Raw genomic sequence first — 14940 nt, 5'->3', positions numbered from 1 at the left:
TTAAGTCAAGATTAGGGTATAGTAAATTCAGAGGTGGACAAAAACATATGTTAACGAAATCGATTCCCAGTCTTTTTACAGTAGGGAACTTATTCCTAGGCGTTCTGTCAATTATTCTTGCTTTTAGCGGAGAACATGGTGTTGCAGCAGTGCTCGTCATAGTCGCTATGCTGCTGGATGGTCTGGATGGACGGGTAGCTAGAGCGTTAAATGCGCAGAGTGAGTTTGGTAAAGAATTAGATTCGCTGTCTGACGTGATTTCCTTTGGTGTAGCACCAGCATTTATCATGTATGTTGTTGCATTCAATGATCCGAGTGTCATTAGTCCAGCGTTTGCATGGATTGTTACTGCGATCTTCCCGATTTGTGGAGCACTCCGTTTGGCTCGCTTTAATGTTGTTGCCGGTACGCCAGGCTATTTCATCGGTCTTCCGATTCCAGCTGCAGGTGGCGTGCTGTGTACACTGGCTTTGTTCGTGAACGAAATTAATGTGTATGTGCTTCTAGTCAGTACGATCATGTTATCTTACTTGATGGTAAGCACAGTGAAATACCCGAACTTCAAGAAAGCGGGCATTCCCAAAGCAGCAATTTGGATTACACCTATTATCGTCGCTGTTGCCATTCTTATTGCCATCAAATGGCCAGAGTCCATTTCCAAAATGATTTTCGTACCTTTGTTAGGGTATGCGCTATACGGCTTAAAAAAAAACGTTGATGGATTCTTCATCCGTCTGCGCAGAAAGAACAAAAGACGCGGAATGGACGATTCCAAGTCCGTCAAATCCGATCTCTAGATCCTAATACGAAAATAAAAAGCATTTATTTTCTTCTGATAACTCAGAAAGGAAATAAATGCTTTTTTTCGTTGTTCATGACATGTTAAAAAGTCCTAGGGTTGTGCATTTCTTAGATTCGTTCTCAACGACTTGTTCCAAATTAATGTCAAGTATGTTGCTTAGTGCGGACATATAGAACAAGTTCCTGCCCAGCTCATTACTCACAACTTCGATGCATTGTTCACATAAGTGTCCTGTTACATGAGTGCCGAGCACATCCTTGGCTTCGTTTAAAGTCATTTCGGGATGATACTCTTGCTTGGCCGCATGAACCTGAATACATCCACATTCGGTAATGGATTTCACCACGGAACGATTAGCAGCTGCGCCTGACTGTTGAAATTTGGATAGAACGTCAAGCAGACTTCGGTGACGGAGTAACAATTCGGATACTTGATCTTGAAACTGCTTTAAAGTCAAGGAGCTCATTCCATCCACCTCGGGTGTGTTGGTAACTTCCAATTTCATTATAAAGGAAGCCCTTTAATTTTTCAATTTTCCATATGAAGAAGTGATTAACGTTGGAGAAATTGGAACATAATTGTAATAAAGCATTTATCAACAAGTTGATTAGGGGGTGAATCTATGATGAGGAAATGGGTACAATTCATTTTGGCAATCATGGGTGGCAGTTTAGGTTATGGATGGAGCGATACGATCTTTCGAACGACAGGATTCATAAGTGAAGCAGGTAAAGGAATTTGGATTAATAGTCTGTGCGCGGTTGTGATGTTCTTCCTTTCAGCATGGGTGGCCGGTCAAGGCATGAAGCTCCTGATGAAGGGGGAGAAGAACGTTGCGGATATCCCCGTCTCGGATTTGCTCTCAGGGACCCTTGGATTGGTCATTGGATTGCTTATATCGGTAATGGTGTTCCCTGTGCTGGAGCAAGCGAAATGGGCAGGTCCGTTTTTGCCGTTTATTGTTTCGGCTGTATTGGCTGTGATGGGTTTCCGAATTGGGTACAACAAACGGGAAGAATTGGTTCAAATTATCGTGAAGAGCCGGTCAACCGGACCGGAGAAGCAGACGCATCGTCCGTATGAGGAACACAAGATTTTGGATACAAGTGTCATTATTGACGGAAGAATCGCAGATATTTGCAAAACAGGCTTTATCGAAGGGACGCTTGTCATCCCGGAGTTTGTTCTTGAAGAGCTGCAGCATATTGCGGATTCATCGGATCTACTCAAGCGGAATCGCGGTCGCCGCGGATTGGACATTTTAAACAAAATTCAAAAAGAACTTGAAGTGAAGGTCCTTATTTATGAAGGAGATTTCGAAGAAATATCGGAGGTGGACAGCAAGCTGGTCCGTCTAGCCAAGGTATTGCAAGGCAAAGTGATTACGAACGATTTTAATTTGAATAAAGTGTGTGAATTGCAAGGTGTATCGGTTCTCAACATTAATGATTTGGCTAACGCTGTGAAGCCTGTTGTCCTTCCTGGGGAAGAAATTATCGTTCAAGTCATTAAAGACGGCAAGGAACATGGACAAGGTGTCGCTTATCTGGATGATGGTACGATGATCGTAGTTGAAGGCGGGCGCGAGTTCATTGGCATGACGCTTGAGGTGATGGTCACCAGTGTGCTGCAGACGTCGGCAGGCCGAATGATCTTCGCGAAACCAAAACTATTGGAAAAAGCGCAGTAAAACCAGTATGATAAGGAGATGTAACATAGCTTACGAAAGAAAGCTTTCGGATGAAAGCGCGTAGTTGGAGGACTTATGGGGAAGCTAGGGGTTATCATCGTGGCGGCGGGCAAGGGCTCGCGCATGGGAACGGCTGAAAGTAAGCAGTACTTACAACTGGGTCAGAAGCCAATTCTGGTACATACCTTGCAATTATTTCAAAACATACAGGAAGTGCATGAAATCATTCTGGTGGTTGGGGAACACGACCTAGATCGCTGTAGAGGCTATGTACAGGACTATGGGCTGTCTAAGACCACTCATGTGCTAGCAGGCGGCGCTGAGCGTCAAGATTCCGTTAGGCGGGGGCTGGACTCCTTACAGCAGGGGATCGATTGGGTGCTCGTTCATGATGGTGTTCGGCCATTCGTCAAAAAAGAACATGTGTTCGATTGCCTGAAAAAGGCCAAGGAACAAGATGCAGCCGTGCTGGCCGTACCTGTAAAAGATACAATTAAAGTCGTAGATTCCGCAAAACGAATTCAATCTACACCAGATAGACGAAGCTTGTGGGCGATCCAAACGCCGCAAGCTTTTCGGCTTTCCCTCTTGCAGGAAGCGCATAAGCGCGCATCCCAAGAGAGCTTTATAGGGACAGATGATGCTATGCTGGTAGAACGGCTCGGAACAACGGTGCATGTAGTTGAAGGGGATTACTACAATATCAAGATTACGACACCGGAAGATCTGCCTTGGGCGGAGTGGATTTTAAATCATGTTAGGGGAGAGGGACAGCTATGATTCGCGTAGGACAAGGATTTGATGTTCATCAATTGGTTGAAGGCCGCAAGTGTATTATTGGGGGCGTGACGATTCCTTATGACAAAGGATTGCTGGGGCATTCGGATGCGGATGTTCTGCTTCATGCGATCAGCGATGCGGTTCTGGGCGCGCTGGGCTTAGGCGATATCGGGAAGCATTTCCCGGATACGGCTGCAGAGTTCAAAGATGCGGACAGCTTAGTTCTGTTGAAACAGGTTTGGCAGCTGGCTAGAGACAAAGGTTATCATTTGGGGAATATCGACTCCACGATTATTGCCCAGAAGCCAAAGATGGCGCCCTATATTCCGCAAATGGTTGACATTATCGCCGACGCGCTTGAAGCTAAGCCGGAGCAAGTCAATGTGAAGGCGACGACGACGGAACAGCTTGGTTTCGCGGGGCGAGGAGAAGGCATTGCTGCGCAATCGGTTGTTTGTTTAATTCGAGATGTGCTAGAATAGCAGGTATTAATTGGGGATAAGAGGAGATAACAGTCATGAATCAACCTTTACGTGTGCGTTATGCACCTAGTCCGACCGGGCATTTACATATTGGCGGTGCCCGTACGGCATTGTTCGATTATTTGCTGGCGCGCCGCCATGGCGGTGCTTTTGTAGTGCGTTTCGAAGATACGGATCAAACCCGTCATAAGGAGTCTGGCATCGAGGATCAATTGAACGGTCTAAGATGGCTGGGCTTGGAATGGGATGAGAGCGTAGATATTGGAGGTCCTTATGGTCCTTATCGTCAAATGGAGCGTTTGGACATCTACCAAACTTATCTGGATCAATTGCTGCAGAGCGGGCATGCGTACCACTGCTATTGTTCAGAAGCCGATTTGGAGCAGGAGCGGGCTGAGCAAGAAGCGAGCGGCGAGATGGGCGGCTACTCCGGAAAGTGCCGTCATTTAACGCCAGAGCAGATCGCTGCGCACCAAGCGGAAGGCCGCAAGCCATCTACCCGTTTCCGTGTGCCGGCAGACCGTATAATTGCAATCGAGGACAAAGTGCGGGAGCATGTTGAATTTGAATCCAATGGCATCGGCGATTTCATTATTGCACGTACAGACGGGATTCCTACGTATAATTTTGCCGTCATTGTGGATGACCATTTGATGAAAATCAATCTCGTTATTCGCGGCGAAGAGCATCTGTCCAATACACCAAGACAAATCCTGATGTATGAAGCGCTCGGGCTTCCAGTTCCTGACTTTGCACATCTGGCGTTAATCTTGAATCCAGACCGCAAGAAGATGAGCAAGCGGGATGAGTCCATCATCCAGTTCATTGAGCAGTATAGAGAGCTTGGCTATCTGCCGGAAGCGGTTGTTAACTTCATTGCTCTGCTTGGCTGGTCTCCGGGAGGCGAAGAAGAGATCTTCACCAAAGAAGAATTGATTGCCCAGTTCGACTTGGATCGCGTATCCAAAAGTCCGGCTGTGTTTGATATGGATAAATTGAATTGGATGAACAATGCGTATTTGAAGAAAACGCCACTCGCGCGCGTGGTGGAATTATGCAAGCCGCATCTGCAAAAAGCTGGTTATATTCAATCGGAGTTGGATGAAGCGAAGGAAGCTTGGGTTACGGCGCTCGTGGGCCTTAATCAAGACAGAATGCGCTACGCGGCTGAGATTGTTGAATTATCGACCATCTTCTTCAAAGATGAGCTTGTCATTGATGAGGAAGCGGCGGCTGTGCTGAAAGAGGAGCATGTTCCTGTGGTATTAGCTAGCTTCCTGACCCAAGTGGAGCAGGCGGAAGCCTTCACGGTAGAAGCTATTCCCGCTTTGTTGAAACAAGTGCAGAAAGATACAGGATTTAAAGGGAAGCAGCTCTTCATGTCCATCCGTTCCGCACTGACAGGACAAGTGCACGGGCCTGACCTGAATGTGTCTCTTTATCTGCTGGGTAAAGAAAAAGTCGCTTCACGTCTAAGGAACTTATTGTAAAGCAAGTTTCTTTTCGCTATACTGAATCTAATACGCAATGCGATGATCAGGAGAGTACGTTTAATTTGGGATTCATCAGAGAGGATAATCGAGGCCTAGCGGCTTCGGCTGTGAGTTATCCAATCCCGCTAACCGGAAATGCACCTGGGAGCTGCCGCGCCGAATCCTCGCAAGAGTAGGGTAGGTGCAGCCGGAGTACCCACGTTACGGGAACCTAAGTTGGGAGACTTCCGAGTCACCAAGCAGAGTGGAACCGCGATAACTACGCCTCTGCAGCCATATGGCTGCGGGGGCTTTTTTGCATGATTTTCTATTGAGAAGCGAGAAGGTGAGAGCATGTGGACATCCATCAAATCTGATATTTCCGCTGTATTCGATAACGATCCGGCTGCGCGCAGCTGGTTTGAAGTTGTGTTTACGTATTCTGGGCTTCATGCGATTTGGGCGCATCGGGTAGGTCACTGGTTCTACAAACGAGGGCTGTATACCATTGCTCGTGTGATTTCACAATGGAGCCGGTTCATGACGGGGATTGAAATTCATCCGGGCGCGACGATTGGCCGAAGACTGTTTATTGATCATGGCATGGGGGTCGTGATTGGGGAAACTTGCGAAATCGGAGACGATGTTATTCTTTACCAAGGGGTTACCTTGGGAGGAACGGGCAAAGAGAAGGGGAAGAGACACCCGACGATTGGCAATAATGTTGTTGTTGGCTCAGGCGCCAAAATTCTGGGATCTTTTCTGGTGGGCGAGAATTCACGCATTGGGTCTAATGCGGTCGTTATTCAGGAGGTTCCCTCTAACAGTACGGTCGTCACAATGCCGGCTAAGCTGGTGAAGCGGGATGGCGTTCGCGTGAATCGTTTGGACCACGGCAACCTGCCGGATCCGATTATTGATATATTTCAGGAATTGCAGCAGCAAATTAACGAACTCAAAGAGCAGCTTGAACTAGAACGTTCAAAGAATGGAGAAGCGAGAGAACATGACGCTCAAAGTGTATAACACCTTAACACGTAAGAAAGAAGAATTCATCCCTCTAGAGCCAGGCAAAGTGAAAATGTATGTATGTGGCCCTACTGTCTATAACTACATTCATATTGGGAATGGCCGTCCGGTTATCTTTTTTGATGTTGTACGCCGTTATTTGGAGACTCAGCAGTATGAAGTCAACTACATTACGAACTTTACCGATGTGGATGATAAAATGATTCGCAAAGCCGAGGAGCTGGCGGTTTCGGTTCCGGAGCTGGCAGAGACGTTCATCCAAGCCTTTTTAGAGGATATCTCTAAGCTCGGCGTTCACGAAGCCAGCATGAATCCGCGCGTAACGGAGAACATCCAGGAAATCATTGATTTCATTGCTGCTCTCGTGGAGAAAGATTACGCTTATGAAGCCCGCGGCGACGTATACTACCGTACGAGCAAATTTGCCGACTATGGCAAACTGTCGAATCAGAATTTGGAAGAGCTCCAATACGGCATCCGGATTGAAGTGGACGATCGCAAAGAGAATCCACAGGATTTCGTTCTCTGGAAAGCGGCGAAGCCAGGAGAGATTTCTTGGGATAGCCCTTGGGGGCATGGTCGCCCAGGCTGGCATATTGAATGCTCGGCGATGGTTCGCAAATATTTGGGTGAAACGATTGATATCCATGGCGGCGGGTTCGATCTGACCTTCCCGCATCATGAGTGCGAAATTGCTCAGACTGAAGCCGTGACGGGTAAGCCAATGGCTAACTATTGGATGCATAATGCTTTTCTGAATATCGATAACGAAAAAATGTCCAAATCGCTGGGCAACGGTATTCTGATTCGCGACTTAGTGCAGCAAATTAAGCCGGAAGTATTCCGCTTCTTTATGTTATCTGCGCATTACCGTAATCCGCTGAACTTCAGCGATGAAAGCCTAAAGCAAGCTTCTAATGCCTTGGAGCGGATTCAGAATGCCTACGATAATTTAAAATATCGTCTAGCTACCGCGTCTGATTCCAGTGAAGTGGATCCGGCGATAACGAATCGACTAGCCGCGATTGCCAAGCAATTTACGGATAAAATGAATGATGATTTCAACACACCGGATGCCATTACCGCTGTTTTCGATCTGGTTGCCGAAGCTAATCTCTATCTGCAGCAGGAGCGGGTGCATGCAGGCGTACTGCAGCTTTTTATGGATCAATTGCAAGCTTTCGACCAAACTTTGGGCATTCTCTCGCAGCAAGCCGACGAGCTGTTGGATGAAGACATCGAACAATTGATTGTAGATCGGACAGAAGCACGCAAGTCCAAGAACTGGGCGCGTGCCGATGAAATCCGCGACCTGCTCACGGAGAAAGGGATATTCCTGGAGGATACACCACAGGGAATACGCTGGCGCCGCAAATGAGCGAAATCTCTACTGATAATGCCAATCTGTTTGTTTTCCCGCCTTCCAAGAGCCCGCATTTGCTGAACCCTTTAGTTTTGGCCTATATTGGGGATGCTGTTTATGAGGTTTATATCAGGCAATATGTCATCTCTGGAGCGAATCATCGGCCGAACCATTTGCATAAAGCCTCAACTGGCTATGTCTCGGCGAAAGCCCAGTCTAAGATACTTGAGGCTTTGATGCCGATGCTGACGGAAGAGGAAGTTGACATGGTGAAGCGGGGGCGCAATGCCAAATCAGGAACAACAGCCAAGAACGCGGAGGTGCTGGAATACCGGCACAGTACCGCGTTTGAGTGCTTGATCGGATATTTGTACTATAAGCAATCCTTTGATAGATTGAAGGAAATATTGGACTTTGCTCTTGCCTACAAACGGCAATCTTAAGCGAAACGTCTAGGAGGAAGAAAGAGAATGGAAGAAGATCAGGAGTATATTGGCGGCAAGCACTCCGTGTTAGAAGCGATTCGTGCAGGCCGGACGATTAATAAAATATGGATAGCGGAGAATGCTCAGAAGCAGTTCGCTGGCCCGATTGTGGCAGAAGCCAAAAATTTAGGGATTCTAGTGCAATTCACGGACAAACGGAAGCTTGACCAAATGGCGGAAGGGCTGCAGCACCAAGGTGTTGTAGCGCAAGTGGCGGCCTATGCTTATGTGGAGGTTGAAGACATTCTGGCGAAAGCCAAGGAACTGGGGCAAGAGCCGTTTATTTTGATTTTGGATGAGATTGAGGATCCGCATAACCTGGGTTCTATTTTGCGGACGGCTGATTGTACAGGGGTTCATGGCGTGATTATTCCCAAACGCCGTTCGGTGGGGCTCACGGCCACAGTTTCCAAAACTTCCGCGGGGGCTGTTGAATACGTACCGGTCGCACGCGTGACGAATATCGCACAGACGATCGAGAAATTGAAAGAACAAGGTGTTTGGGTAGCAGGAACGGACGTATCTGCCGCACAGGATGTCTATCGAGCTAATTTCAACATGCCTATTGCACTCGTTATTGGGAATGAAGGCAAAGGCGTTGGCCGATTAATTAAGGAAAAGTGCGACTTCTTGGTCAAGCTGCCGATGGCGGGACATGTGAATTCTTTGAATGCATCCGTTGCTGCGGGTGTGTTGATGTACGAAGTGGTACGACAGCGTAAACAGAGTTAAATGGGATGGAAGAGTTTCTAATTGTAGATGGCTACAATATCATTGGAGCTTGGCCGGAACTCAGTAAACTGAAGGATACGGATCTGGAAGGCGCTCGGGATAAATTGATCCATATGCTGGCGGAATATCAATCCTACTCCGGGATGAAGGTCTACCTTGTTTTTGATGCTTATATGGTGCCGGGGTTAGGGAAGAAGTATGTGCAAAGCAAATTGATTGTCCTCTACACCAAAGAGAAGGAAACGGCAGATGAACGAATCGAGCGTTTGGTCACGAATTTGATGGGCCGCCGCAAGCAAATCTATGTCGCAACATCGGATATGATTGAGCAGCACGTGATTTTCGGCAAAGGCGCTCTTCGTTTGCCTGCCGGTGAATTGCTGGTCAAAATCAAGCAGAACCGCAAAGAAGTGCGAGAACGCATTCATCCGGAAACATCAACGAAACGCAATCCGTTCGAAGGAAAGCTGAGCAGTGAGCTTAAAGCGCAGTTCGAACGCTGGCGAAGAGGCGAGTGAAATCCTCCAAATGCTAGAAATGGTGCGGTTCCCCGTTGACGGTGTGAGATTTCATCATGTATACTTAACCTAAACTTTTATAGAGAATCTGGGTAGTCCTGCAGGCCGGAGGGATTGTTGGTGAGTGTCGACCTCAAAGAACTGAGAATGTATGATTATGACCTCAAGCCAGATGAAGACATCGTCGAAGCAGTCCGTGAAGGCAATAGCGAAGCGTTGGAATACCTTATCAATAAATATAAGAATTTCGTACGTGCCAAAGCACGTTCTTATTTTTTGATAGGTGCAGACCGAGAAGACATTGTGCAGGAAGGCATGATAGGTTTATACAAATCTATTCGCGACTTCCGAGGAGACAAGCTTGCTTCATTCAAAGCCTTTGCTGAACTGTGCATCACGAGACAGATCATCACGGCCATCAAGACAGCAACGCGTCAGAAGCACATTCCTCTTAATTCCTATGTTTCACTGGACAAGCCTATCTATGATGAAGATTCTGATCGTACCTTGCTTGACGTTATTAGTGGTTCCCGGGTGACAGATCCTGAGGAGCTCGTGATTAATCAAGAGGAGTTTACGGGCCTTGAAGATAAAATGGGAGAGATATTAAGCGACTTAGAGCGCAGAGTACTGATGCTTTATCTTGACGGTAGATCCTACCAAGAGATTGCTGTTGATCTTGATCGACATGTGAAGTCTATTGATAATGCTCTTCAACGCGTCAAACGCAAGTTGGAAAGATATCTGGAAGTCAGAGATTTATAAATTGTACCCGTGCTGCTACAACTGCGCGGGTATTTTTCTTTGCGCGGATGTTTAACAATTCGCAGGAGAGTCTATACTGTTGATACTCTCGCTTTTGTGAGACTTGAGCCTTGACACTCTATCACGGATTGTGATAAAGTATTTCAGGTAGCCCTAAAAGTCGCTTTCTTTTTGACGCGCTTCGAAGGGCTTTAATTAGAACGTGTCTGTAGGAGGTGTACATCATGCGGGTCATCATCACATTAGCGTGCACAAATTGCAAACAAAGAAACTATGCATCCACTAAAAATAAGCGCAACAATCCCGACCGTATTGAGTTGAAGAAATATTGCAAATTTTGCAATGAACATACTGCTCATCGCGAGACTAGGTAGTTCTTTGGAGGTGTAGTTTGTGGCGTTCTTGGCTAGAATGAGACAAAGCTTCGGATCCACTTTTTCCTTCTTCACCGACAGTTGGACAGAACTCAAAAAGGTCAAGTGGCCAAGTCGCAAAGAGATGACTACCTATACGCTTGTCGTTATTGGTACCGTAGCTTTTGTTGCTATTTATTTTTTTGTGCTTGATCTAGGAATTTCTGAGTTGCTGCGCCTTGTTTTTAAATAAACAGGACTATAGGTGAATTTATTCATGGAAAAAAGATGGTACGTCGTACATACCTATTCAGGGTATGAGAACAAAGTGAAAGCCAACCTAGAGAAACGTGTAGAATCTATGGAAATGACGGACAAGATCTTCCGTGTGCTTGTGCCCATGGAAGAAGAATTGGTAAACAAAGACGGCAAGAAAAAAGTCGTCATGCGCAAAGTTTACCCAGGATATGTCCTCGTCGAAATGATTCAAACGGACGACTCTTGGTACGTAGTGCGTAATACGCCAGGAGTGACTGGATTCGTAGGTTCTACAGGATCCGGCTCTAAACCGACTGCATTATTACCTGAGGAAGTTGAATCTATTTTGAAGCATATGGGGATGGAAGAGCCGAAGGAGATTATCGACTTCGAACTCAAAGAAACCGTACGCGTCAAGGTGGGACCTTTCGCAAACTTTGTTGGATCTGTTGAAGAAATTGTGGCTGACAAGGGTAAACTTAAGGTGCATGTCAACATGTTTGGTAGAGAAACCCCGCTTGAGCTCGATTTCGACCAAGTGGAAAAGCTATAAAACAAAGACAACCAAGGGTTTCTGCCAGGTCTATTCCTCGGGATAGACCTTCGTTAGTGGGATCGCACCAGATTCCATATTAAATGCAAGGAGGTGTCTATCATGGCAAAAAAGGTTATCAAAATCGTGAAGCTTCAAGTTCAAGCTGCGAAAGCAAATCCAGCACCACCGATCGGTCCAGCATTGGGTCAAGCAGGTGTGAACATCATGGCTTTCTGTAAAGAGTTTAACGCTCGTACTGCTGATCAAGTTGGTCTTATCATTCCAGTTGAAATCACAGTATTCGAGGATCGCTCCTTTACATTCATCACTAAAACGCCTCCGGCTGCAGTTCTTCTTCGCGTCGTTGCTGGTATCGAAAAAGGATCCGGTGAACCAAACAAAAAGAAAGTTGCAACTGTGAAACGTGCAAAAGTTCGCGAAATCGCTGAACAAAAAATGCCTGACTTGAATGCTGCATCCGTTGAGGCTGCAATGCGTATGGTCGAAGGTACTGCTCGCAGCATGGGAATCACTATCGAAGATTAATTCCGCAAGGAATGCGGTTAACCGTTAAGCAATCGCTTGCGAAGTGAGTTTTCTTCGAGGGAACTCTTCAGCCGCTCGGTGGGAGGATTATCCGCTAATACCACTAAGGAGGAATATCATTATGCCTAAACACGGTAAAAAATACCGCGAGGTATCTCAGCTTGTAAATGCTGAAACCTTGTATGATCCATCAGAAGCAATCGAGCTTGTTAAGAAAACAGCTCCTGCTAAATTCGATGAAACTGTAGATGTTGCAGTTCGTCTGGGTGTTGACCCAAGAAAACAAGATCAGGCTGTTCGTGGTGTCGTTGTACTTCCACACGGTACTGGTAAAACAAAACGTGTACTCGTATTTGCCAAAGGCGAGAAAGCGAAAGAAGCTGAAGCAGCTGGTGCAGATTTTGTTGGTGATGCTGACATGATCAACAAAATTCAACAAGGTTGGTTCGAATTTGACGTTTGCGTAGCTACTCCAGACATGATGAGCGAAGTGGGTAAACTGGGTCGTATCCTCGGGGGTAAAGGTTTAATGCCAAACCCTAAAGCAGGAACAGTTACTTTCGACGTTACCAAAGCTGTTCAGGAGATCAAAGCTGGTAAAATCGAATACCGTCTTGATAAAGCAGGACAAATTCATGCTCCACTTGGTAAAGTATCTTTCGATGCAGACAAGTTGAACGAAAACTTCAAAGCATTGGTTGATGCGCTTGTTAGAGCGAAACCAGCAGCGGCTAAAGGTGTTTACCTGAAGAACATTGCTGTATCTTCGACTATGGGCCCTAGTGTTCGTGTGAACCTGTCGTCCTTCAGATAAGTAGAAGCTTCCAGTTGACTTCGGTTGCTGGGCATGATACTCTATCAAAGGTCCTAAAAATGAATATGCAAACCGTAGACAGTAGGTGCCACCGGGCTTAATTTCCTACCGAGGTGTTATGATATATATAGCGATTTCTTTGTACATCAGGGAAAAAGTGAACACATCATGCCTTCGTAGCGTCTACGAAGGCATTTCTTATTATATAAGGAATGCTGATGCTCCTACTGTTTGCGATCTTGAAAGATAAATGCATAAGAAGTGAGGTGTACTATGGCAAACGCGAAAATTCTTGCAGAGAAAGAACAAGCAGTAGCTGAAGTAACTGAAAAGTTTAAAGCTAGTGCTTCTACAATCATCGCTGACTACCGCGGTTTAAACGTAGCTCAAGTAACACAGTTGCGTAAAACCTTGCGCGAAGCTGGTATTGAATTCGTAGTTCTCAAGAACTCGTTGGCTAGACGCGCATCGGCAAATGCTGAGCTAAGCGCATTGGATGAATACCTAACAGGTCCAACTGCTATTGCTTTCAGCAAAGACGATCTAGTTGCTCCAGCGAAAATCTTGACTGAATTTGCGAAAAAGAATGATCAATTGAGCGTAAAAGGTGGCGTGGTCGAAGGCCGCGTAGTTGGATACGATCAAATCAAAGCACTTGCAGAACTTCCATCCAGAGATGGTCTTCTCTCCATGTTGCTTAGCGTTCTTCAAGCTCCAGTTCGTAACTTTGCACTTGCTGTTAAAGCAGTTGCTGAGAAAAAAGAAGCTGAAGGTCAAGCTTAATTTTGTTTTACAACAACAACCACAAAATATATGAAATGATAATGGAGGTTTAACCATGAGCACAAATGCAACGATCCTAGAAGCAATCAAAGGCATGACAATCTTGGAATTGAACGACCTGGTTAAAGCAATCGAAGAAGAGTTTGGCGTAACAGCAGCAGCTCCAGTAGCAGCTGGCGGTGGCGCAGCAGCAGCAGTTGAAGAAGCTCAAACTGAGTTTGACGTTATCTTGACAAGCGCTGGCGCTTCCAAAATCAACGTAATCAAAGTAGTTCGCGAAATCACAGGTCTTGGCCTGAAAGAAGCGAAAGACCTTGTTGACGGAGCTCCAAAAGCAGTTAAAGAAAAAGTTAGCCAAGAAGAAGCAGACGCTGTTAAAGCTAAGCTTACTGAAGCTGGCGCTTCCGTAGAAGTGAAATAATTTCTTTACCTTAGGAAACCTCTTGAAGCTTGCCTTCAAGGGGTTTTTTTAAACCTAAGTTTTTACCCTTAGGAAAGCCTTAGGAACGCGCTCTGTTATTAGATTTTCCTATAGGTAAAAAGAAGGAGGGAAGCTTAACGTGTCAGAGCACTATTATACGCAGCGGCCTACGGCTAAACGGGATGTTCACACCATGCAAGAGGAGCTGCGCGGCAGGACGTACACATTCTTGACGGATGCGGGCGTCTTTTCGAAAAAAGGTGTCGATTATGGAAGTAAGCATCTGATTGAAACGATGCAATTGAACGAAGACGCCAAAGTATTGGATGTTGGGTGCGGCTATGGACCCATTGGGCTTAGTGCTGCTGTGATGTGCCCGAAGGGACATGTGACAATGGTCGACATCAATGAAAGAGCGATTGAGCTTTCATTGGATAACGCAAAGCGCAACGGCATCGCTAACGTGAGTATTATCCAAAGCGATCTGCTGGAGCAAGTGAAAGATCAGCGTTATGATGCTGTGCTGACGAATCCTCCGATTCGCGCCGGTAAAGAAGTGGTCCATCGCATTTTCACAGATGCTTATGATTGCTTAGTGGAAGGTGGATCCATCTGGGTTGTGATTCAAAAGAAACAAGGCGCTCCTTCGGCGATGAAGAAGCTGGAGTCACTCTATCGTGACGTTGTTGAAGTCTCCAAGGATAAAGGCTATAAGATCCTCAAAGCAACGAAGTAAGCTTCTGAAGCAACAGGCTGAACGTCTTATCGCACAATCGCGGGAATTTGTTTGACTTGACATTTTAGATGTGGTATTATTAAAAAATGTCAGTATTAAGATGGGACACATGTCTTTAGTTAACAAAAATGTCAAGTCTTTTTTTCGTCCGAGATGAATAAAATTTGAACATATAACGTATAATGTTTGAATTTTGGGAAACTCTAACAGGATGAGAAGAAATATTTGGAAAAGTTTTAGTGATGACAGAGAAAAACCTTCATCCATACAGTCGCTTATTCGGACGGGCTCCACTAACGGAGGCGTCCTGAGTGTACGTCGGTCGAAGTTTTTCTTCTTTCTTTTTATTTATTGAGTAGAGTTGAGGGGTGAATGA

20 protein-coding genes and 1 other annotated feature are annotated in these 14940 nt (G+C 45.9%); of the genes, 19 read left to right on the top strand and 1 reads right to left on the bottom strand.

All coding sequences use genetic code 11. The features are described 5' to 3' along the window. The first annotated feature begins 47 nt into the window (after positions 1 to 47). On the top strand, positions 48 to 797 hold the full coding sequence (gene pssA, locus HQN90_RS32090) for a CDP-diacylglycerol--serine O-phosphatidyltransferase (RefSeq protein WP_173226660.1): 750 nt from the start codon (positions 48 to 50) through the stop codon (positions 795 to 797). Positions 798 to 872: 75 nt separating this feature from the next. On the opposite strand, the gene HQN90_RS32085 is transcribed toward pssA, so the two are convergent. Next, positions 873 to 1268, bottom strand: coding sequence for a nucleoside triphosphate pyrophosphohydrolase family protein (locus tag HQN90_RS32085; RefSeq protein WP_079418106.1), 396 nt, complete (start codon positions 1266 to 1268; stop codon positions 873 to 875). A gap of 156 nt (positions 1269 to 1424) precedes the next feature. Between HQN90_RS32085 and HQN90_RS32080 the strand changes: the two genes are divergently transcribed. From HQN90_RS32080 to HQN90_RS31995, 18 genes are all read left to right on the top strand, one after another. Then, entirely contained in the window at positions 1425 to 2492 is a 1068-nt protein-coding gene (locus HQN90_RS32080) for a PIN/TRAM domain-containing protein (RefSeq protein WP_173226659.1), read from the top strand. A 75-nt stretch (positions 2493 to 2567) separates the two neighbouring features. Then, positions 2568 to 3272 carry a 2-C-methyl-D-erythritol 4-phosphate cytidylyltransferase gene (ispD, locus tag HQN90_RS32075; RefSeq protein ID WP_173226657.1) on the top strand — a complete coding sequence of 235 codons (705 nt, stop codon included), beginning with the start codon at positions 2568 to 2570 and terminating at the stop codon, positions 3270 to 3272. After that, complete coding sequence (ispF, locus tag HQN90_RS32070; protein ID WP_173226655.1) at positions 3269 to 3754, top strand: 2-C-methyl-D-erythritol 2,4-cyclodiphosphate synthase; 486 nt, start codon at positions 3269 to 3271, stop codon at positions 3752 to 3754. Before ispD ends, ispF begins: the two co-directional genes overlap by 4 nt. A 35-nt stretch (positions 3755 to 3789) precedes the next feature. After that, positions 3790 to 5244 carry a glutamate--tRNA ligase gene (gene gltX, locus HQN90_RS32065; protein ID WP_173226653.1) on the top strand — a complete coding sequence of 485 codons (1455 nt, stop codon included), beginning with the start codon at positions 3790 to 3792 and terminating at the stop codon, positions 5242 to 5244. A 336-nt stretch (positions 5245 to 5580) separates the two neighbouring features. Beyond that, entirely contained in the window at positions 5581 to 6252 is a 672-nt protein-coding gene (cysE, locus tag HQN90_RS32060; protein WP_079418053.1) for a serine O-acetyltransferase, read from the top strand. Continuing rightward, positions 6233 to 7633: a cysteine--tRNA ligase gene (gene cysS / locus HQN90_RS32055; RefSeq protein WP_173226651.1), complete on the top strand. Its 1401-nt coding sequence runs from the start codon at positions 6233 to 6235 to the stop codon at positions 7631 to 7633. Before cysE ends, cysS begins: the two co-directional genes overlap by 20 nt. Further along, positions 7630 to 8061, top strand: coding sequence for a Mini-ribonuclease 3 (locus HQN90_RS32050; protein WP_173226649.1), 432 nt, complete (start codon positions 7630 to 7632; stop codon positions 8059 to 8061). Before cysS ends, HQN90_RS32050 begins: the two co-directional genes overlap by 4 nt. A 27-nt stretch (positions 8062 to 8088) precedes the next feature. Then, positions 8089 to 8835: a 23S rRNA (guanosine(2251)-2'-O)-methyltransferase RlmB gene (gene rlmB / locus HQN90_RS32045; protein ID WP_079418047.1), complete on the top strand. Its 747-nt coding sequence runs from the start codon at positions 8089 to 8091 to the stop codon at positions 8833 to 8835. Positions 8836 to 8840: 5 nt separating this feature from the next. Further along, positions 8841 to 9353, top strand: coding sequence for an NYN domain-containing protein (locus HQN90_RS32040; RefSeq protein WP_173226647.1), 513 nt, complete (start codon positions 8841 to 8843; stop codon positions 9351 to 9353). A 120-nt stretch (positions 9354 to 9473) separates the two neighbouring features. Beyond that, the gene (gene sigH, locus HQN90_RS32035; protein ID WP_079418043.1) at positions 9474 to 10118 is read left to right on the top strand and encodes an RNA polymerase sporulation sigma factor SigH; all 645 of its coding nucleotides are present in this window, start codon (positions 9474 to 9476) and stop codon (positions 10116 to 10118) included. 224 nt (positions 10119 to 10342) lie between these two features. Next, the gene (gene rpmG, locus HQN90_RS32030) at positions 10343 to 10492 is read left to right on the top strand and encodes a 50S ribosomal protein L33 (RefSeq protein ID WP_079418041.1); all 150 of its coding nucleotides are present in this window, start codon (positions 10343 to 10345) and stop codon (positions 10490 to 10492) included. Between the two features lie 19 nt (positions 10493 to 10511). Continuing rightward, positions 10512 to 10724 (top strand): preprotein translocase subunit SecE, encoded by a 213-nt coding sequence (secE, locus tag HQN90_RS32025; RefSeq protein WP_028557510.1) that lies wholly within the window; start codon positions 10512 to 10514, stop codon positions 10722 to 10724. Between the two features lie 24 nt (positions 10725 to 10748). Then, on the top strand, positions 10749 to 11282 hold the full coding sequence (gene nusG / locus HQN90_RS32020; RefSeq protein ID WP_079418039.1) for a transcription termination/antitermination protein NusG: 534 nt from the start codon (positions 10749 to 10751) through the stop codon (positions 11280 to 11282). Between the two features lie 102 nt (positions 11283 to 11384). Next, positions 11385 to 11810, top strand: coding sequence for a 50S ribosomal protein L11 (gene rplK / locus HQN90_RS32015; RefSeq protein ID WP_029196472.1), 426 nt, complete (start codon positions 11385 to 11387; stop codon positions 11808 to 11810). A 121-nt stretch (positions 11811 to 11931) separates the two neighbouring features. Continuing rightward, entirely contained in the window at positions 11932 to 12624 is a 693-nt protein-coding gene (gene rplA, locus HQN90_RS32010) for a 50S ribosomal protein L1 (protein ID WP_079418037.1), read from the top strand. Positions 12625 to 12678: 54 nt separating this feature from the next. Next, positions 12679 to 12833: a sequence feature (ribosomal protein L10 leader region), on the top strand. 64 nt (positions 12834 to 12897) lie between these two features. After that, the gene (rplJ, locus tag HQN90_RS32005) at positions 12898 to 13407 is read left to right on the top strand and encodes a 50S ribosomal protein L10 (protein WP_047683208.1); all 510 of its coding nucleotides are present in this window, start codon (positions 12898 to 12900) and stop codon (positions 13405 to 13407) included. Between the two features lie 55 nt (positions 13408 to 13462). Continuing rightward, positions 13463 to 13828: a 50S ribosomal protein L7/L12 gene (gene rplL / locus HQN90_RS32000; RefSeq protein ID WP_173226645.1), complete on the top strand. Its 366-nt coding sequence runs from the start codon at positions 13463 to 13465 to the stop codon at positions 13826 to 13828. Between the two features lie 139 nt (positions 13829 to 13967). Then, entirely contained in the window at positions 13968 to 14564 is a 597-nt protein-coding gene (locus HQN90_RS31995) for a methyltransferase (protein WP_173226643.1), read from the top strand. Positions 14565 to 14940 lie beyond the last annotated feature (376 nt).

Source organism: Paenibacillus alba (assembly GCF_013204855.1).
Lineage (GTDB): Bacteria > Bacillota > Bacilli > Paenibacillales > NBRC-103111 > Paenibacillus_E > Paenibacillus_E alba.
This window is presented reverse-complemented; position numbering and strand designations above follow the sequence as displayed.